This is a genomic window from Maribellus luteus, assembly GCF_003576475.1.
In the GTDB taxonomy this organism is placed as follows: domain Bacteria; phylum Bacteroidota; class Bacteroidia; order Bacteroidales; family Prolixibacteraceae; genus Draconibacterium; species Draconibacterium luteum.
Genome location: NZ_QWGR01000008.1, coordinates 94313 through 115193 on the forward strand (window position 1 = coordinate 94313; position 20881 = coordinate 115193).

Genomic DNA, 20881 nt, shown 5'->3' on the forward strand with positions numbered 1-20881 from the left:
AAAAGCAGCCAACCTGTTTCAAAACATTCGAATAATAATCAGGGGAATAGTTTGGTTTTGATTGGAAAAGGCAAGCATGATCGGCAGGCGTAGAAAAAGGGCAGCTCACCAGCCACCCCTAACTCTAATTAATGATAAAAAATAAGGGTACTACAATAATACTAACTCAAGCTCTCAAAAAAGAGTATTTACATGTGTAGTTATTAACATATCTTGGTGAATATCCTCGAAACCAACCACTAACAAAAACATATTCCTTTCTGTTCTCTTTGATCGGCTGGCCTTATTCTAGTTTGAGAGCTACAATATTCTGAGAATTATCTGTTTGTAAATCAAAATCTTTTGCCTATTTTTGCGCCGAATTAATTTTAAGTCGTTGTAATTGATAGCGATGCTGCGACTTAAAGATTGTATAACAAAAACAAGTTCTTTAAAATGTATTTAACAGCAGAAAAAAAGCAAGAGCTTTTTGCTCAACACGGCAAAAGCGCAACCAACACAGGAAGTGCTGAAGGTCAGATCGCATTGTTCACATTCAGAATCAATCACCTGACTGAACACCTGAAACAAAACAAAAAAGACCACAGCACTCGTCGTGCATTGATTAGATTGGTTGGTAAACGCAGAAGTTTACTTGACTACCTGATCAAAAAAGATATCGAACGTTACCGTGCGATCATCAAAGAATTGAACTTACGTAAGTAATTCATATGGAAAGGCAATGCAATGAGTGTTGCCTTTCTTTTTTTAGTAAATTGCAAAACCTCACCACCCATTGTAATTTAATATTTAAAGATTTAGTTTAAAATTATGGTAAACGCAACAGTTAAAACAATCGAACTTGCCGATGGCAGGACGATTACCATTGAAACCGGGAAGTTGGCCAAACAGGCTGATGGTTCGGTAGTGGTACGAATGGGTGACACCATGTTGCTGGCTACGGTTGTTTCAGCCAAAGAAGCCAAAGAAGACGTTGATTTTATGCCGGTATCAGTGGATTACCGCGAAAAATTCTCGGCCGCAGGCCGTTTCCCCGGCGGGTTTATGAAGAGAGAAGCTCGTCCGAGCGATGACGAAATTCTGGTGGCACGTCTGGTTGACCGTGCACTCCGTCCGCTTTTCCCTGACGACTATCACGCTGAAACAGCTGTAATGATTTCATTGATTTCTTCGGGAAAAGATGAAATGCCTGATCAACTGGCAGGTTTGGCAGCATCAGCCGCCATCGCAGTTTCTGACGTTCCCTTCGTAACTCCTATCTCGGAAGTTCGCGTGGTTCGTGTAAACGGCGAATTCATTATCAACCCAACTTACTCTCAACTGGCAGAAGCCGACCTTGACATTATGGTGGGTGCATCGCACGACAACATCATGATGGTAGAAGGCGAAATGAAAGAAGTTTCGGAAGAAGTAATGCTGGAAGCAATTAAAGTAGCACACGAAGAAATCAAGAAACACTGTAAAGTTCAGGAAGAACTAGCAGCAGAATTGGGCGTCGTAAAACGTGAATACTGTCATGAAAACAATGACGAGGAGCTTCGCAGTCGCGTAAAATCTGAGCTCTACGAACAGTGCTATGCAATTGCAACGCAACAAATCACTAATAAAAGTGAACGTTACGGAGCTTTCGAAGCCCTTCGCGACGAGTGGATTGAAAAGTTTAAAGCAGAAAATGCAGAAGACGAAGAGCTGGATAAAAAAGTTAACCTGATCAAAAGATACTACCACGATGTGGAAAAAGAAGCGATGCGCCGCATGATCCTCGACGAAGGCATGCGTCTGGATGGCAGAAAAACCCACGAAATTCGCCCAATTTGGGGAGAAGTGGATTACCTTCCGGGAGCACACGGTTCTTCTATTTTCACCCGTGGCGAAACCCAGGCACTGACTTCAGTAACCATGGGTACCAAAATGGATGAAAAGATTATTGATGGTGTAACCGTACAAGGAAAAGAGAAATTCCTGTTGCACTACAACTTCCCTCCGTTTAGTGTAGGCGAACCTAAAACACCACGTGGTGTGGGACGTCGCGAGATTGGTCACGGAAACCTGGCGCTTCGTGCACTGAAAAATATGATGCCGGAAGAATTCCCTTATGTGGTTCGTATCGTAACCGACATCCTGGAATCAAACGGTTCATCGTCGATGGCAACCGTTTGTTCGGGCACAATGGCCATGATGGATTCGGGTATCAAAATGAAGAAACCTGTATCGGGTATTGCCATGGGATTGATTACTGATAAAGGCTCCAATAAATTTGCAGTTCTTTCTGACATCCTTGGAGACGAAGACCACCTGGGAGACATGGACTTTAAAGTAACCGGAAGTGCCGAAGGTATTACCGCTACCCAGATGGACATTAAAGTAGACGGTCTTTCGTACGAAGTGTTGTCGCAGGCGCTGCAACAGGCAAAAGAAGGACGTTTGCACATTTTGGGAAAAATGATGGAAGTAATTTCTGAACCACGCGAAGATTACAAACCAAATGTACCACGTATCGAAACTATTCAGATACCGAAAGACATGATTGGTGCCGTGATTGGACCGGGTGGAAAAGTTATCCAGGCTATCCAGGAAGAAACCCAGACCGTGATCGTGATCGAGGAAGTGGGAGACTTGGGTATGGTGCAGGTTTCAGGTGCCGGCAAGGAACCAATTGAAGCTGCAAAAGCTAAAATCAAAGCTATTACTGCCATTCCTGAAGTAGGCGAAGTTTACACAGGAAAAGTTAAATCGGTTGTGTCGTTTGGTGCTTTCATCGAAATTATGCCCGGAAAAGAAGCCTTGCTTCATGTTTCGGAAATGGATTGGAACCGCGTGGAACAAGCCGAAGATTTCTGCAAAGAAGGAGAAATGATGGAAGTGAAACTGATCGGTGTAGATGAAAAAACCGGTAAACTGAAACTTTCGCGCAAAGTGCTTCTTCCAAAACCCGAAGGTTATGTAGAGCGTCCTCCAAGAGAGCCTCGCTCGGATAGCCGTGGTGGTGATCGCAGAGGTGGTGACCGCAGGGATTTCCGTGGCGGCGACCGTAGAGGTGGCGATCGCAGAGACGACCGTCGTGGTGGTGGCGACCGCAGAGAGTTCCGCCCACGCCGCGAAGAATAGTTGAATTATTATTCAAAAAGCATATAAAAACGCTCCGCCGATTGGTGGGGCGTTTTTTGTTAGATTGAAGGGCTGAAGGACTGAAGGAAAGAATGCTTTAGTGACGAACTTTTAAACTGCTAAATTGTAAAATTGCAAACAACCAATTAGAAACTGCAAACTCCTCCGAACATTGAACTCTGAACCCTGAACTATTTTCCATTCCTTTTCCTACCTTCGCTATCTAAATTCATTGGTATGGAATCCTGGTCATCAGAAATTATACAAACAATTGATTCGAAACTCGAAAATGAAAAAGACCGCGAGCTTCGGTTTTTCCGGATCGAGGAATTCAAAAGAAACATCGGGCGCGTGGATCAATTCTCGACAACCTGTCCTTTGTGCCAGAAAGAACAGATCAATATTAAGGAAGCTGTTGACTCGATTGACGAGGCTGTTGGAGTACCCGGAAGAACGCGCCGCAACTACGACCGGTTGATCAGTCGCCTATCAAAACACATGCAAAAGGAACATGGATTCTATCCGCCCTTCCATTTTAGTTACCAGCATGCGCTTTATGGATTGGTAGCAGGATTTCTGGTTGGATTCGCACTGATGAAACTGGTGCCTGCTTACGGCTTCGAGCTGATGGCCACAGCTGTCAGTATCGGGTTGATTATTACCTACATCACCGGGAGTATCAAAGACAAGCAGATCCGACACGAAAAAAGAATCATGTAGTTTTCAACAAAAAAAGGCCAATTCGTAAAAAGCTTCTAATTTTAGGAGCTGTTTGGGAACCACGAGTAAAAATCAGATGCAGTTTCTTGTTATAGAAGGAAATATCGGTGCAGGGAAAACAACCCTCACCAAAATGATTGCAGAAGAATACAATGCCAAACTGGTATTGGAACAATTTGCTGACAACCCTTTTCTTCCCAAGTTTTACGAAGACCAGGAACGTTATTCCTTTCCGCTCGAGTTATCATTTTTAGCCGACCGGTATACACAAATCAAAAACGAGGTACTGAACCTCGATTTGTTTCACTCTTTCCTGGTAGCGGATTACTATTTTGCGAAAACCGCCATTTTTGCCCAAAACACGTTGAAGTCGGATGAGTACAGGCTGTTCCGCCAGATTTTTGACATTGTTTTTGAGTCGATGCCCAAGCCCGATCTCTATGTTTACCTGCATGCAAACGTAGACCGGCTCATGAATAATATTGCCAATCGGGGCCGCGATTACGAAAAACACATCACTCCTTCCTACCTCGACAACATTGCCAAAGGCTATTTTAATTTTTTTAAACAAATAAACTCATTTCCCATGCTGATAATCGACACAAATGGCATTGATTTTGTGAAAAACCCGCGGGATTATGAGACGCTAAAATCAGCAATTTTTGACACTAAATATAAATCTGGCATCAACCGTTTAATATTGTGACAAAAAAAGCTTTAGCTACTTTCAAAAACTAAAAAGCTTATTATTTTTGTGGGCTTACTAATAATTTTAAAATCACTGAAATATTATCTGTTATGAAGAGGATCAACTTTAAACCTTCTGTCCTGATTCTAGCGGCTGCTGTGGTGTTGTCGGGCTGTTCAGGGCTTAATAAAATGAAAAAAAATGCCGATCAGATTAACTTCAAGGTTACTCCCGAAGTTCTGGAGTCGCACGCCAGCGAAGTTGATGTGGCAATCAATGGCCGTTTCCCCGCCAAATACTTCCACAAAAAAGTTACGTTAACCGCTACTCCGGTATTGAAATACGAAGGTGGCGAAACGGAATACCAACCCGTAACTGTACAGGGAGAAAGTGTTCAGGCCAACAACAAAGTAATTTCGTACAACGGTGGTAGCGTATCTTACAAAGATGCCGTTCCGTTCAAAAAAGACATGTCAAAATCGGAGTTGTATGTAAACATTACTGCAACGCAAGGTGCGAAGTCGGTTGATTTTGCTCCGATCAAAGTTGCTGACGGTGTACTGGCAACCAGCGAAAGAGTGGCAAGCGTTCCAAAACCGATCATGGGTGTTGTTCGCGAAGCCAATACTTCGGGCAAATACGATCCGAACATCGACGCTTTCCAAAGAATTGTTCCGGACGAAATGATGGCTGACATCAAATACCTCATCAACCGCTCGAACCTGAGAAAAGATGAAACAGAAAAAAGCGAAGTAAAAGCGTTACAGGACTATACCAAAAAAGCCAACGAAAACGATCGCATTGATCTGAAAGACGTGGAAGTATCAGCTTATGCATCTCCTGACGGAAGCATTGATCTGAACACAGAACTGGCTGCAGAAAGAAAGAATACCTCTTCAGCATTTTTGGCTAAAAAATTAAAAGAAGCCGGTGTAAATGTTGAACTGAAAACAAAATACACTCCGGAAGACTGGGAAGGATTCAAGGAATTGATGGAAAAATCAAACATCCAGGACAAAGAACTCATCCTTCGCGTACTTTCTATGTACAACGATCCTGAAGTTCGTGAACGCGAAATCCGTAACCTGAGTGAAACGTTTACCGATGTTGCTGCTGACATTCTTCCGCAACTGCGTCGTGCAAAAATGATCACTTCGGTTGACCTGATCGGAAAAACAGACGAAGAGCTGAAAGCTGCTGCAAAAGCAGATCCAGCTTCTTTGACTCCTGCTGAGTTGATTTATGCAGCTACTTTGTTTGAAGACCTGAACGACCAACTGGAAATTTTCCAATCGTTTGTAAAAGTTTATCCGAACGACTGGAGAGGTCCGAACAACGTAGGTTATGTACTGGCTAAACAAATGAAATATGCCGACGCAAAACCTCATTTCGAAAAAGCTGAAAAACTGAAAAACAGCGAGCCGATCGTGAAAAACAACGTTGGTGCCATTGCATTGGTTGAAGGCGACGTTGCCAAGGCTGAGTCATTGTTTGGTGCTGCTTCGGGAGCAGGCGAAGAAGTGAACTACAACCTGGGTATTGTAAGCGTTAAAAAAGCAGAATACGACCGCGCGGTTCGTTACTACGGTAAATACCAGGATCCGAACACAGGTTTGGCAAAAATTCTGGCTGGTGACAACAACGGAGCATTGAAAGATCTGGATGCTTGTGAAATTCCAAATTGCTGGATGACTGAATACCTGAAAGCAGTAATCGGTGCACGCACAGCCAAAGAAAGCTTGTTGTTCGACAGCTTGAAAACAGCTTGCGACATCAACCCAAGTTTGAAAGCCGAAGCAAAAGTGGATATGGAATTCGCTAAATATTTCAGCGATCCTAAATTCAAAGCAATTGTTGACTAAGTAAGTATCGACAAAATACCAAAAGGCAATCCGGAGTTCCGGGTTGCCTTTTTTGTTGCCATTGAAATATTATCTCCTGATATCTGATTATAGAATCCCATACCGTGTCTTTGCCTCAGCCTTAGCCTTTTTAAACTTCTTTTATGACAAAATCACTTTGTTAACCCGCCGAAAAACCCTATTTTCCACGCTCATAAAAAACTGCACTATTATGGAATATATCAATAAATACGTTGAAGAAAACAAAGACCGTTTTCTGGAAGATCTTTTTGGATTGATCCGGATTCCGTCGATCAGTTCAGAAAAAAGCCACAAGGAAGACATGTACAAGGCTGCCGAATACTGGAAGCAAACCTTGCTTTCGGCAGGGGCCGACAAAGCCGAAGTATATGAAACCAAAGGTAACCCGGTTACTTACGGCGAAAAAATAATCGATCCGGCATTGCCTACTGTTTTGGTGTATGCCCACATGGATGTTATGCCGGTTGATCCGGTTAACCTGTGGAAGTCGCCGCCGTTTGAACCCGAAATCCGTGAAGGTAAAATATGGGCGCGCGGTGCCGACGACGATAAAGGGCAAAGCATGATGCATGCAAAAGCGTTTGAGCTGATGGTAAAAACCAATACGCTACCCTGCAACGTAAAATTCATGATTGAAGGTGAAGAGGAGATTGGATCACCCAATTTACCTGCCTGGTGCGAAGCCAACAAGGAAATGCTGAAAGCCGATGTGATTCTTGTTTCCGACACTTCGATGATCGCACCTGACAAACCATCGATTACTACCGGTTTGCGCGGACTGGCGTATTGGCAGGTGGAAGTAACCGGCCCCAACCGCGACCTGCACTCCGGTTTGTTTGGCGGGACAGTTGCCAACCCAATCAATGTGCTTTCGAAAATGATTGCACAAATGACCGATGAAAACGGCCGGATTACCATCCCCGGATTCTATGACGATGTACTGGAGGTTTCGGCAGAAGAACGTGAACTGCTCGGACGCGCTCCGTTTAATGTTGATGAATACAAAAAAGCCATTGACGTAGAAGAGCTGGCCGGTGAAAAAGGATTTACAACGATGGAACACACCGGAATCCGTCCTTCGTTTGATGTTTGCGGAATATGGGGAGGTTATACCGGAGAAGGAGCAAAAACCGTACTCCCGTCCAAAGCATTTGCCAAAATATCAACTCGTTTGGTGCCCGATCAGGACCACGAAAAAATTGCGGTTCTATTCAAGGAGCATTTTGAAAGCATTGGCCCCAAATCAGTAAAAGTAGAGGTGACTTCGCTGCACGGCGGTCCGGCTTATGTTTGCCCGATTGATATTCCGGCTTACCAGGCTGCCGAAAAAGCGTACACCGATGTGTACGGCAAACGTCCGGTTCCGGTACGTTCAGGCGGCAGTATCCCGATTATTTCTTCGTTTGAAAAAATCCTGGGTATCAAATCGGTGCTGATGGGATTTGGTTTGGAGTCGGATGCGATTCACTCACCCAACGAAAACTATCCGCTGGAACAGTTTTACAACGGCATTAAAACCATTCCGCTGTTCTACAAGTATTTTGCGGAAATGAATAAATAGATCAAAACATTTTAGGATGATACAGGAGCCGTTCTTGAACAAGAGCGGCTCCTTATTTTTTTGATCATTGCTTTATCAATTCCAAGTACATCAACTCCATTCCGTTCCAGTTGGAAGCTTCCGGTTTTAGCCCGATAAGCTGATCTCCGGCCTCTCCAATGGTAATGGTCCCCAGGTTGACCACATCAAAGCGATCACCGGTTGCCGCAATATTTGCCTGAAGCTTATTGTCTCCGATGGATATATTCAGCGTGTTATCCTGTTCACATTTTACCAGCGCCTCCAGTTTATAGGTACCCGTTTCTGCGCATGTAAACACCCACTCTAAACGGGCATTTCTGTCTACCCAACCTGTGATAACCGATTCGGTGCCTTTCCCTTTCAGCACGGCATGCTGTCCGTAACCGGGGTTGTAAATGTCGGCAAAGTCAGCCGGGAGCAACACCCGTCCTTCCACTAATTTGGGTTGGTTGCTATTTACTTTTATTCCACCTTTGGTTTTCACCACCACCACGGTATTTATTTCATCGAAGATAACCGAAGGAGCATGAATGTTCAGGTTTCCGTCTTCAAATTTCCAGGCAAATGACTGTTTGGGATTGGCAAGCAAATACACATTACTTACCCGTGTATCCAGCCCGGGAACGGTTAAGATACCATCCTTCGGCCAGTCGAAAACGTGCAGGTAAAGATTGGTTCCGCCTTTGGTTTCTTTCATGGTGCATCTTCCCCAGGGGAGTTTAAAAAACGGGCTGGCCGAAGTTCCGTATATCGATTCTCCGTTTTGCTGCATCCAACTTCCTATTTCTTTTAACCGTTCGATGCTGGGTTCCGGAAATTCACCTTCAGCCGTTGGGCCCACGTTTAGGAGAAGATTGCCTCCTTTACTCGCAATATCCACCAGCATTTTAATCAACTCTTCACCCGATTTCCAATTATCATCGTACCACTTGTACCCCCAGCTGGTGTTCATGGTCATACAAACCTCCCAATCGTAATCGAGCCCCGTTGGCGGCACATGCTGCTCCGGAGTAGAGAAATCGCCGGGCCAGGGTCTGTAAAGCCGGTTGTTGGTAATCAAGTCCGGATAATCATTCACCACATTCTGAAGCGTTTGGGCAGCTTCTTCGGTCATTTCCCAAGGCGTATCCCACCAAAGAATATCAAGGCCTCCGTAGTTTTCCAGGATTTCCTTTACCTGTGGCAAAGCTTTCGAATCAATATAATCCATCAGCGGAGCTTTTGTCATCTCCGGATCCCAGTGAGGCTGCTTGTCACTGTTTCGGTAAGTTCCACCGGGTTCGTGCCAGTCTTGCGCCTGCGAGTAATAAAAACCGAGCCTTATCCCGTGTTTCTTACAGGCGTCCGCCAGTTCTTTTAACGGATCGCGGTCAAAAGGTGTAGCATCTACAATGTTGTATTTGCTAGCCTTTGAATGAAACATGGCAAATCCGTCGTGATGTTTCGAAGTGATCACAATGTATTTCATCCCCGCATATTTGGCGAGCTTTACCCATTCTTCAGCATTGTACTTTACCGGGTTAAAGGTCTCAGCCAGCTTTTCATAATCTTTTACCGGAATTTTTGCATTGCACATAATCCACTCACTGATTCCCGGAATGCGTTCTCCTTTCCACTCGCCGGCCGGTTCGGCATAAAGTCCCCAATGAATGAACATTCCGAAACGCGCATCGCGCCACCACTCCATTTTTTGATCGTGTTTTAAAGTCGCTTCATCTTTTTGCAGTTCTTTGTTACGGGGAGAGCAGGCCATCAGAACAAGTATCAATCCAAGAGCAAGTGGTAATTTCATTCCGGTAGTCGTTTGTTTATAAATTAATAGTCTTGATTTTGACTTAAAATTACAAAATCAATCTGTCTGAATATCAATATTGAGCTACCTAAAATGAAAAGGCCGGATAATAATTATCCGGCCTTTTCATCGAAACGTATGTTTTTGTTTTTAAAGTTCAGCACCTGCCCCTTGCACACGGGCTGTTGGTTATAAAGAACCCCAGAAAAGCACCTACTCCAACACTTTGTATTATATCGCCCGTTGGCATAACATCCCTGCTAATACCCTCGGAAACATAATAAAATACGAATCCTCCAACGGCACCGATTGCCATATAAATAAGTGTTTTTCGGAAGTGCGGATTCCTCAGTTTGCGCTGAATCCAGTTTCCTTCTTCTTTTATTTCCAGCTTTTTGAATTCCATTTCAAATATCTAAATATTTACATACAAAGATATAAGTTTTGAGTTTTGAAAAAAGAAATCCAGCGAAAATCAGCTTAGCAGCGCTTTTTAGGAAACCTTTTTGGTAACCAGCGTGGCATCTTCCATGATTACATCGTAGAAATAGCCAGCACCAAAATCTTTTTCAAGCGTAAGTTTTCCTTTAAAAGTTACTTCGCTGCCCACTTCCACTTCGGCCTGTGTTGTTATGGTTAAATCAAACTTATCGCCGCTTGACGTGCCGTCCTGGATATGCACCCAGTTTTTCCCCATTACCTGTTCATTTACCTTTACAACCTTTCCGCGAATTTCAAATTCCTCACTGGTCAAATCAGCTCTTTTGGCAAAAACATCGGCAATGGTAAGTTCGCCTTCGGCTTTTTCCATTTCCACTTCTTCGCTGTGGACGCTTACTTTCCCGCTGTGACTGGCCGGCATTTCAGCAGCCATAGCTTGTCCACCCTCGCCTCCCAGCGGAGTTTTGCTTATTTGATTTACAAAATAGATCACTTCGAAGGTACGATCGATCTCTTTGCTGTGGAAATTGGTCATCTGAAGCGCTTCATCGTAATAAAATACATCACCCGGCTTTGCTTCCTGGTAGCTAACTGCCACCCAGCGGTCGGCCATGTTTTCCTTTACATTCAGATAGGTATAGGTTTTACCCTGAACCACCTCTGTCACTTCAAAAAGATTTTGATTGGCTTGCGCCACACTCTGCGCCTGCTGAGGGTTTTTATTCTGAACGCATGCACCCAGCACAAAAACGGCCAGTACGATTAACGAGATTAGTCTTAACTTGTACATCATTTTTTAATTTATTCTGTTTGTGATATTGATTCAAAACTTTTTTCTCAGGCTTAAATATAATCGATTATAAATATCTTCTTTCTGAACAGTTGCTTCAAAATTAACAGACAGATAGATTTTTTTGTTGAAGCGATAACTAAAATCCAGCTCTCCAATATGCTGAATAAGTGTAGAAAGACTGTTTACGTACTTAAAATCCACCCAGCGATAATGCAGCATCATGCTCATTTTCTGCGAGAAATCCTTTGTCAGGCGGGCTCCGTAAACCTGTCCGTCGAGGTAGGAAGTTTGCATCAGGTTTGCTGAAATATTCAGCGAGGCATCCAGTACAGGAACACGCGACCACGTTGCAAAAGCATTGTAGGTATTCGTGTTTCGCGGGTCATCTTTTGTAAATCTCGTTCCGGCCGACGCCCCAAACAAGAGGTAATCCAAAGGCCGGTAATGGATCCTTCCGCGTATTCCCTGACGGCTCGCCTGTGTTAAAACCTCATCAGCATAACTCCGGAAAGTCTCGTAGTAGATCACATTTTTCCGGTTATCGTAAGAACCCGACAGCGAAACTTTCCTCGAAAATAGGTAATTCAACGAAAAATAAAAACCAATGAGACTTAAGGAATTCGTGGGCTGATCATTTTCCAGCTTGTACAGATCGAGCTCAACCGACGTAAAAAGATTCAGGTTTTTTACCAACGAATTGGTGTGTTGAAAATACAGAAAGCGCCGATCGATGTTTCCCGAATTCCGTTGCTCGAAAAAGGCCAGCGACGACTGCACATAGCCATTCGTCGTTTTTTGACTATGCCCCAGGTAAGCGCCGTATTCAAATAGATGACTATTAAATCCATAATCCAGATAATCGGGTCGTGATCCCGCAACAACTCCAACAAACAGACTTTTAAAAGCATATTCCAACTGAATCCCGTCAATCGCCCCAACGTTGGCAATCCGGGGATTGATCTTTCGACCCAACCAAACCGAAGCCTGCTTGTTCACATCGTATTTTACAGCAAGGGCATAGATTTTCAGGGCATCGTTCAGATTATCCCTTACAACCTGCCACTCGTTCAATTTATGCGTAAACGAAACATAGCTTTCAAAGGATATTTTTGAATGACCGATGTTGGAATAATTCGATGAAAAGGTATACCGAAACCGGTGCGAATCGCTTCCCTGCTTACTAAAGTTCGAATACGAAGAAAGCATTAACCTGCCAGAGAAGCTGGGCGTATTTGTCGTTTCCCGATTGGATTGCGGAGCGGTGAGTACCTCTTCGCTTACATCTTTTTCAGGAACCGCCTCTTCGGGTATCGTCTTTTGAGAGATGGACCGGCTTTGTTTTGAGCGGGCAAAAACGGAATCCGAAACCTTTATTGTTGCTTCAGTAATCGAATTACACAAACACGATATGGAAGATTTATGCTGAACCAGAAGCGCTGGGAAAAGCCCTTCTGCATTTCGGACATAAAGCGTATCTCCGCTTTCAATGCCTTCGGTACTTTCAAATCTCACATAAATATTCTCTCCCGAAAGATACGAAACACGCCCCTCTGTCAAATCCCCTGATTCCTGGGCTTTGCAAACGAATGTCCCTGAAATAAAAAAGAACAGAAACATCAACAACCTGATATGTTTTCCCGGATCAATCATCTTCGGCAAATCCAGTGGGGTGACAGGAATAACAGCTCGTTGCCGTATAAGTATAAGCATTCACTTCACGGTGGTGGCTGTCTGTTTCGGCTTGATTATGCTCGTGGCAGGTGATACAGGAGAAAGCCGCATACGAAGCAGGTTGTGTATGACAATCGGCGCAATTGTTCCATTCTCCGCGGTGCTTTCCCGAATAAACGGGAAAATAGTAATCATCGTGAATGTCAAATTTCGCAGGCTTCCAATCCGGATCGGTGGTGTGGCAATCGGTACACTGGGTCGTGAATCCGGCATTGTTATGTGCTGGATTGGTGGCCGAAGCAAAATCATTCTGATGACAGCTGTAACAATCGGTTGATACAGGTTCAAACACCCCGCTTGTATGGCAGGCAGTACAACTATTTAGTTCGTGTCCTTTTGTAAGCGGAAAAAAGTCGTGGTTAAATCCCTTTGAAGTCCAGCTAAAAGCATCGATCCTGTGGCATTCAAAGCAGTTTACGGATATCCCGGATTGTTGATGGTTGGGATTGGTAGTGGCCAGGTAATCCTGACGGTGGCAATCGATACATTCCACACCCAGCGGTTGAAACTCGAGGTTGGAAACGGAAATATGACAGTCGAAACAATCAGCAGTATTATGCGCTCCCAGCAAGGGAAAGCGACTGCCTTGATGCAACTCCGTGATGTTGGCAACCAGCCACGATTTGGGGGTGTGACACCTGGCACAATCCATCCCGACCGTTGTATTGTGCATATCGGTGTGGCAATCCACACAGTTGGACTTCGCCTGCGAAAAAACCAGCAAGGTATGGCACGATTTGCAGTCAGTAGTTTGATGTTCGCCTTCGAGCCGGAAGGTAGTTTGATCGTGACTGAATTTTGCTGTTGAGGCCGAGAAGATCCATCCTTCCGTAGAGTGGCAATCCAGGCAATCAACCTTCAGATCATCACCGTGCGGACTGTCCTGTGCATTTAGTCCGCTAACAGTTAACAGCATTCCCAGTATTAATGACAACTTGCGCATGATATGTCTTCAAATTTGTAAACGATGTAATTCCGGATCAAATCATCGGTCGGTTGGTGGCAGGCCACACATTGCAGGCCGCTGTGTTTTCCGTCGAGTTTGAACCGTGCATTGTCATGATTGAATTTGTCGGGCAACCAGTTGTTAAACGTGTGGCACCGCGTACAATCATTTTTCCCCAGAGCTTCAAATTGATTGAAATGAATATCCTCGTGGCAGTTCTCGCAGCTTCCAGCCAGGCTCGAGAATTGCTGCGTTACAACTCCGTTATCCTGCCTGAAATGACAATCGCGACAACCAACCGTAGTATGTTTCCCGCTTAATTTAAACGACGTTTGATCGTGGTTGAACGCAATCAATTTCCAGCTTTCAACCGAATGGCACGAACGGCATTCTGAATCCGGCATGTATTTTTCAGCCAAGGCATTTTTATGAACGTTTTCGTGGCAGTCGGCACAGCGTTGTGCCGGAAGTTTAAAATTCCATTTCTCCCCGGTTTTATGACAGGCCAAACAAGGCGTGGCCAAATGTGCACCTTCGAGTTTAAATCCCGACTGATTGTGTCGTTCAATGGAAAAAGAAGCAGGCGAAAACCCATTGACAGAGTGGCATGCCGAACAGTCGGGCGAAACGCCGTTTTTCTGAAATTGCTTTTCATGGTAATCGCTGTGGCAATCGGTGCAGCGCTGGTGTTTCAAAGCCCTGGTATAACTTCCGCTGGTGTGGCACTTTCTGCAATCCACCGCTACATGTTTTCCTTTTAGTGGAAAATCAGTGAGATCGTGATTGAAACCGGTGGTGGTTTTGGTTTGTGTGAATGAAAATTCGTTGTGGCATTTCCGGCAATCGTTGCCAAATTTATTTTGATGTACATCCTCGTGACAATTGCTACAATTATCGAACTTCACCCTGGCGAATTGCTGATAGTTTTTGCCGTTCCTCACCTCTTTTAAATGACATTTGGCGCAATCGACCGATTGATGTTTCCCAACCAACTGAAACCGGGTTTTGGAATGATCAAAACCGCTAGCAGGCCGGAAGGCATCCTGGTTGTGGCACGACAAACAATTGTTGGAAAGCGTATTCTGATGCACATCTTCGTGACAATCCACACAGTTTGTTCCCAGCCCAAGGAAGGTGCCGCCTTGCTTTTTCTGAGATATATGATTCCGGATCAGCTCCGCCTTGTGGCAATCATTACAATTGATGGTGCCATGTTTTCCTTCCAACTTAAAACCGGCTAATTGATGATCAAATTTTTCAGCATCAAAGCGAATCAATTTGTAATCTTTGCCAAGGTGTTCACCGTGGCAGGAAGCACACTTCTGTCCTTTAACTTCAGCTGAAGCATGATACCCTTTCTTCTGATCCATCAGGGCTTTGATTTCCTTGTGGCATTCCAAACATTTCGATGTCGTTTCCTTTTCACCCAAAATATGACATTGGGTGCATTTCTTCAATCCTTCGAGATGAGCATGAACCTGGCTCAATTCACCCGGTGAAATCTGCGCCAAAAGCATCCCGCCGGTCAACATAAAACCAGCGAGAAGCAGCACATATTTCAATTTTCTGTTCATGCTCAGCGTCTTTCGTGTTTCAGAATGGCCTCACCAAACTTCCGGGTGATTGCGATTCCTGCATTTTTCAGAAACTCTGTGGGTAATTCTCCACCTGCAAAAATGTACACCAGGTCGTTCTGCATTTCCAACGCTTTACCGTCCTCAAATTGAAGTGAAACATCTGTCTCGCCAATCGATGTAACATTTGAATTCAGGAGCACATCCAGTTTCTTTTCGGAAATAGCTTCTTCCAGACTCTGTTTGTTTTTGGGCTTCAGGCGCGAGAACGTTTCCTTTCTGTACGATAAGGTTACCCTATTTTGCGGAGCAAGCAGCAACGCCGATTCAACCGCAGAATCACCACCACCCACTACCAGCACATCTTTGTCGGAAATAAATTCCGGTTCAAGCAAACGGTAATATACCTTAGGCAGATCTTCACCGGGAACATTCAGTTTTCGAGGTGTCCCACGGCGGCCAATCGCCAGCAGCACTTTTTGCGTGATGTATTCTTCTCCATCGTGACAAAACACCTTAAAATGACCGTTTCGTGCTTCGATTTTGTCCACCTTTTTATTTTCCTGAATGCTGATCCCGTTATCGGCAGTCACTTTTTGCCACAAATCCAGCAGCTCTGTTTTTTGGGTTTCAAACAACTTAACCTTTCCGTGAAGCGGCAAATCCATGGGCGAAGTCATTACTATTTTTGAACGGGGAAAGGAAGCAACGGTTCCTCCCAGCGTATCCTGTTCCAAGGTCACTGTTTTCAGATTCAGCCGACGGGCTTCGAGTGTGGCAGAAATACCAGCCGGACCTGCACCAACCACCACCAGATCATAATCGGCTTTACTGTCGTGCTGAATTCCCTTAGCCAGGTTGTTGACAGCCTGCCGGCCCTGCTCCACCGCATTTCTGATCAATCCCATTCCTCCCATCTCACCTGCTATGAAAATCCCCTTCACATTCGATTCAAAATATTGGTTGACATGCGGGAGGTCGACACCGCGCTTTTCGGTACCAATGAACAATGAAATTGCTTGGGTTGGACAGGCATGAAAACAGGCACCATGCCCAACACAGCGACTGGCATTAATAACCGTGGCTTTTCCGTTGCGAATACCCAAAATATCGTGTTCGGGACAGGCACGGATACAAGCACCGCTCTGAATGCACGAATTCACATCCACCACCGGATGAAGTGAAACAGGCTCGTGCAGCCCCTCTTCTTTGGCCACACGGATCTTCTCCTCTACCCTTTTCGATTCACGCCTCAGCTTCCGGATGTAGACATAAAGTACACCGATCAAAAAAAAGGCAACTCCTCCGTAAATCCATATTTTTTCCCAGAAACTCTCCATCTGCTAAAAAATCCATTTGTAGCCAAACAGCACCGCAACGATCACGTGAATGATCATAATTACCAGCATCACCAGTGCAAACGGCAAGTGCGCCACGTGCCAGTATCGCAGAAAATTCTGCATCGACGACAACCACGCAATTCTCCGGTTCAGAATGATCTTTGATTTGAAAATACGGACAGCACTCCGAAGGTGTTTCCCTTTGATGTTTTTTCTTCGGAGTTCTTGCCTGAACTGCCCAAGCAATTTATGCTCAAACACAAATCTCCGGTAAATCCGTACCAGGTAGTTGACTCCCTCCTTTTCACCTGTTTGGGCCAGTGCCACATTCATCGAAACAATCACTCCTGCATCTATCTGATGTTTGTTTTTCAATCCGGAAATAAGTTCCGATTCCATTGTGTTCAACTCATTCAAACTAAGTTCCCGCCCTTCGATGGTGTGCGGTATCTGCAAATAAATAAACCGGCCGATTATTCCACTAAAAACCACCGCGACCATGCTCCAAAAACTGACTGCCACCAAACCACCAAACTTAAAGGAAGTATGAAACAGCACCAGGATCGGCCCCAGCGTACACAAAAAAATATGGAATTCGAGCCAGTTTCTAAGCACGCCCAAGCGTGAAAGGCGACGGATACGTTTCCGGGCCATGTAACTAAAAACGCCGATGATCATAAAAGCCGATCCCAGCATTCCAATCCCGTGACCGATCAATCCGGTCGGTTTCAAAAGTTCATGTTTTGCATGAACAGGCCGGTCGTGCAAGCGTGTCAGGTAATAATCAGCACCGTAAAAAGTCAGCGTAAAAAACACAAGCAGGGTGACAAAGACCATAAAACCCAGGTAGACTTTGTGTGCGATCCGTCCCATACTATTAAGTTTGTTTCAGTTAAATTTAGTGATATTCCCATATCTATATACGTCAACACACTGTGAAAAAGTATTTTAGATCTTTTCCAAATTAAGTACTTAAGCAATTGTTGTTCAATCTGACAAGGGGCAAATTGGGAATTATGGTTCCGAGTATCTAGTCATTTAATGAGATACTTAGAGACGCAAAGACAGCGCATTCAAATGAATCGTTTAAAATCTCTCGCTACAGAAGTAGTAAAGGCTGCTCAAAAAAACAGCCGTTCATCTGCTAACGAGAAGCCTGGATATGGGAAGCACTAAGCGTAATGAAAAATCAGCATTGAGAATTCTAATGCTCTACTTATCAGAAGTGGAAGCTATTTCGCCGCCCGCTTCTGGAAGGATCAACTCATCGGCCCAGCGGATCTTTTCCAACTCGTTCATCATTGAGTCTTTCAGAACCATGTAGCGCGGCATGTTTTCTTCTTTTACCGGCTCAACCGGCGGTGCTTTTACGCGCAAAGGATCCACATAACTTCCGTTTTTTTGCACCCGGAAATCGAGGTGAGGTCCGGTAGCCAGCCCTGTGGCCCCCACGTAACCAATCACCTGCCCCTGTTTTACACGGCTGCCATTGGCAATGCCCTTGGCAAAGCCCTTGAGGTGCATGTAAGTAGTAGTATAAACCGAGTTGTGCTTGATCTTCAGGTAATTTCCGCCACCTTTTGCCTGGTACGCTTTGGCAACCACCGTTCCGTCGCCAATGGTTACTACCGGAGTACCGCTGGCGGCAGCATAATCAACACCGTGGTGCGGGCGACGAATGCGCAACACCGGGTGCAACCTGCTGTTTGAAAAGTGCGAACTTATCCGTGAAAACTGAAGCGGGGCTTTCAGGAATGCTTTTCGCAAACTCTGTCCTTTATCGTCGAAATAGTCGGCACGTTCATCCTGGTCAAACAAAAAGGCAAAATTCGACTCACCGTAGTGATCAAATTCTACCGCGTGAATAGTGCCAATCCCGATCCGCGTGGAATCCACATAAATTTCATCGTAAATTACGCGGAAACGGTCGCCTTTCTGGATTGCAAAAAAATCGATGGTCCAGGCAAAAATATCGGAAAGTTCGATCGCCAGCATCGGGTCCTGGTTGCTGTCGATCATGGCATTCCAAAGCGAAGATTTTACTTCTCCCTGCGCAAAGGTTCTGCGCGTTTCTACATCCTTTTTACTCTGGTAAATACCCAGCGAATCGAACAATTCGAACACGGTGTAATCAACCGCGGAATTTTCGTAAACAAAATAGCGGGCCTCGTTCAAGGTATCGGAAGTAGAAAAAATGGTGTACTTTCCTCCGCTCTTTATTTTCCGGACATCAAAAACTTCTTTCGATTTCCGGGCAATCCGGTCGATGGTAGCCATGCTCACCCCCCGCTCGTTCAGAATCTGACTGAGGTACTCGTTGTTGCGCACGATGCCATCTTCCAGGTTAAAAGAATCAACCGGCAAGCCATACTTCAGAACGGGTTCTTTGATGGTTGCGATTGTATCCGTAATCGTTGTTTCTTCTCTTGGTGGTGATTTTGGAGCACAGGCATTCATCATAAAAATAACAACGGCGCCCAACATTGTCATCCATACTTTCCAATTTTTCCTCATCCTGCTTCGCTTCATAAGTGGCAAAAATAAGAAAACTTAAAAAAGCACCCATTCATTGTGCAACTTTAAAAAAAGTGTCCCCAATTTAATTATTTAGAACGGATAGATTTATGTTCAATCCGTGTTCGGGGCTATATTTTGATCTTTTCAAAGCCCTTCCCGTAAACGCCCATTACGCTTCCCATGGAGATAAATGCATCGGGATCAATTTTTTTGATGTAACGGAAAATGGCACCGCTTTCTTTTTTTCGCACCACCGACATGATCACTTTCACCTCCTTGTTGGTGTACCAGCCCGAACCGTCGAGGAGCGTAACGCCTCTGACTGCTTCATGACTAATGTATTCCGCAATCTTTTTGTATTCTTTTGAAACGATAAACATTTGCGCCGACCGGTTGGCACCGCTCAGAAACGAATCGAGCGAGTACGAAACCACCCACATCACCACATAGCCATACACCAGCTTTTCAACCGATTGAAAAACAAAATATACCGAAGCAATGATCACCACGTCGCACAACATAATTACACGCCCGGGACTTACGTTGCGGTACTTGTTTACGATCATGGCAATAATATCGGTTCCTCCGGTACTGCCTCCCCGCGAGAAAACAACGCCCAATCCGGCGCCGCTGATCATCCCCCCGATAACCGACGAAAGAAACATGTCGTCTACCAAAGGTTCTTTTACCACGTTCTCGAAAATCACAAAAAAGGTAGTGACAACGCCAATACTAAAAATGGTTTTTACCCCAAAATTGGCTCCCAGAATTTTAATAGCTATCAATACCAACACCACATTGATGGCGAGGTAAGTAAGGCTCACCGGAAACCCGGTAGCATAGTAGACCACTGCAGACACACCGGTGATTCCACCACCTGTAATTTGTGCCGGGATAATAAAAACTTCCCATGCCATGGCAAACAAAAACAAGCCAAAGGTCATGATCGCATAATCTTCGATTACTTTCACCAGACTACGATTGGCTGCCAACATTTCTGTAAACATCGCTTAACTATTTTATGAGCTTAAATTTCGCCGCAAAAGAACATATGTAAAACTGAATAAATAGTGATGATTGTCAGGGATTATGGAATTAACCAATTGTTAAGATTCGACAAGAAATACCTATAAAAACACTAATTAACAATTACTTGCAAAAAGCACAAACTACTAAACAGGCTCTATTCTCCTTTGCCTCCTGCTTGCTTCCATTTCTCCATCACCTTTTCTTCTCCTTTAAAATATTGCACGGCCGTTTCTTTACTAAAAATTTCAAAAGAAGGGGCGAGCAATACTTTATTCGAATCAGGATATTCACATACGTCGTACCCGATAAAAGTTCTGACATCAAGGTAAATACAAGGCTCATCGCTATGGTTGTAAAACTGATGCCCCCCGGCTTCTCCCATTTCAAAGAAAATAAGGTCTCCCTTTTCAACAACTTCCATTCCCTCAGGACACCGAAGCGTCATTGTTCCGGAAACAATCATAAACAATTCTTCGGCATACCGGTGAAAGTGATAGGGTGCCGAAAACTGCCCGGGATTTAATTGCCGGAGATCAAAATTCAGGTTTTGAGGCTTTATTCCTTTTCGGCTTCTGGAGGTATCCGACATCAAACGAAAAGGATCGATTTTATTCGCATCTTCTCTAAACTCCCTGTCTTTACTTTTTAAGATACTTGCCATTTAATCTCTTTTTAGGTGTTATACATTCTAGTTGATCCTTTTAAATATATGCAGTTTATGCCAGATAAAAAACAGT

The 20881-nt window shown here is 44.5% G+C and carries 17 protein-coding genes; 6 read left to right on the forward strand and 11 right to left on the reverse strand.

From position 1 onward, the window contains the following. Positions 1–435 precede the first annotated feature (435 nt). The 6 genes from rpsO to D1614_RS14805 all read left to right on the forward strand — a co-directional run bounded on the left by rpsO (position 436) and on the right by D1614_RS14805 (position 7960). On the forward strand, positions 436–705 hold the full coding sequence (rpsO, locus tag D1614_RS14780; RefSeq protein ID WP_119438734.1) for a 30S ribosomal protein S15: 270 nt from the start codon (positions 436–438) through the stop codon (positions 703–705). Between the two features lie 105 nt (positions 706–810). Then, positions 811–3108, forward strand: coding sequence for a polyribonucleotide nucleotidyltransferase (gene pnp, locus D1614_RS14785; protein ID WP_119438735.1), 2298 nt, complete (start codon positions 811–813; stop codon positions 3106–3108). Positions 3109–3345: 237 nt separating this feature from the next. Further along, positions 3346–3828, forward strand: coding sequence for a hypothetical protein (locus D1614_RS14790; protein ID WP_119438736.1), 483 nt, complete (start codon positions 3346–3348; stop codon positions 3826–3828). 76 nt (positions 3829–3904) lie between these two features. Continuing rightward, entirely contained in the window at positions 3905–4534 is a 630-nt protein-coding gene (locus D1614_RS14795; RefSeq protein WP_119438737.1) for a deoxynucleoside kinase, read from the forward strand. Positions 4535–4626: 92 nt separating this feature from the next. Further along, complete coding sequence (locus tag D1614_RS14800) at positions 4627–6378, forward strand: tetratricopeptide repeat protein (RefSeq protein WP_119438738.1); 1752 nt, start codon at positions 4627–4629, stop codon at positions 6376–6378. Positions 6379–6589: 211 nt separating this feature from the next. After that, on the forward strand, positions 6590–7960 hold the full coding sequence (locus D1614_RS14805) for a dipeptidase (RefSeq protein ID WP_119438739.1): 1371 nt from the start codon (positions 6590–6592) through the stop codon (positions 7958–7960). A gap of 64 nt (positions 7961–8024) precedes the next feature. Here the strand turns inward: D1614_RS14805 and D1614_RS14810 are convergent, their stop codons facing one another. The 11 genes from D1614_RS14810 to D1614_RS14860 form a co-directional block, all read right to left on the reverse strand. Further along, entirely contained in the window at positions 8025–9773 is a 1749-nt protein-coding gene (locus tag D1614_RS14810; RefSeq protein ID WP_119438740.1) for an alpha-L-fucosidase, read from the reverse strand. A gap of 157 nt (positions 9774–9930) precedes the next feature. Then, positions 9931–10179 (reverse strand): hypothetical protein, encoded by a 249-nt coding sequence (locus D1614_RS14815; protein ID WP_119438741.1) that lies wholly within the window; start codon positions 10177–10179, stop codon positions 9931–9933. A gap of 87 nt (positions 10180–10266) precedes the next feature. Then, positions 10267–11007, reverse strand: coding sequence for a hypothetical protein (locus D1614_RS14820; protein ID WP_119438742.1), 741 nt, complete (start codon positions 11005–11007; stop codon positions 10267–10269). A gap of 30 nt (positions 11008–11037) precedes the next feature. Then, a complete protein-coding gene (locus tag D1614_RS14825) occupies positions 11038–12657 on the reverse strand; it encodes a hypothetical protein (protein WP_119438743.1) in 1620 nt (539 codons plus the stop codon). Then, positions 12650–13681 (reverse strand): hypothetical protein, encoded by a 1032-nt coding sequence (locus tag D1614_RS14830; RefSeq protein ID WP_119438744.1) that lies wholly within the window; start codon positions 13679–13681, stop codon positions 12650–12652. The genes D1614_RS14825 and D1614_RS14830 overlap by 8 nt, the downstream gene beginning before the upstream one ends. After that, positions 13663–15258, reverse strand: a complete 1596-nt coding sequence (locus D1614_RS14835; protein WP_119438745.1) for a cytochrome C — start codon at positions 15256–15258, stop codon at positions 13663–13665. The genes D1614_RS14830 and D1614_RS14835 overlap by 19 nt, the downstream gene beginning before the upstream one ends. Positions 15259–15260: 2 nt before the next feature. Continuing rightward, the gene (locus D1614_RS14840; protein WP_119438746.1) at positions 15261–16598 is read right to left on the reverse strand and encodes an NAD(P)-binding domain-containing protein; all 1338 of its coding nucleotides are present in this window, start codon (positions 16596–16598) and stop codon (positions 15261–15263) included. Between the two features lie 3 nt (positions 16599–16601). Beyond that, the gene (locus tag D1614_RS14845; RefSeq protein ID WP_119438747.1) at positions 16602–17471 is read right to left on the reverse strand and encodes a hypothetical protein; all 870 of its coding nucleotides are present in this window, start codon (positions 17469–17471) and stop codon (positions 16602–16604) included. 339 nt (positions 17472–17810) lie between these two features. Beyond that, positions 17811–19112 (reverse strand): M23 family metallopeptidase, encoded by a 1302-nt coding sequence (locus D1614_RS14850; RefSeq protein ID WP_119438748.1) that lies wholly within the window; start codon positions 19110–19112, stop codon positions 17811–17813. Between the two features lie 131 nt (positions 19113–19243). Next, positions 19244–20122: a YitT family protein gene (locus tag D1614_RS14855; RefSeq protein WP_206610035.1), complete on the reverse strand. Its 879-nt coding sequence runs from the start codon at positions 20120–20122 to the stop codon at positions 19244–19246. 176 nt (positions 20123–20298) lie between these two features. Next, positions 20299–20805, reverse strand: a complete 507-nt coding sequence (locus tag D1614_RS14860) for a cupin domain-containing protein (RefSeq protein WP_119438749.1) — start codon at positions 20803–20805, stop codon at positions 20299–20301. Between the last annotated feature and the right edge of the window lie 76 nt (positions 20806–20881).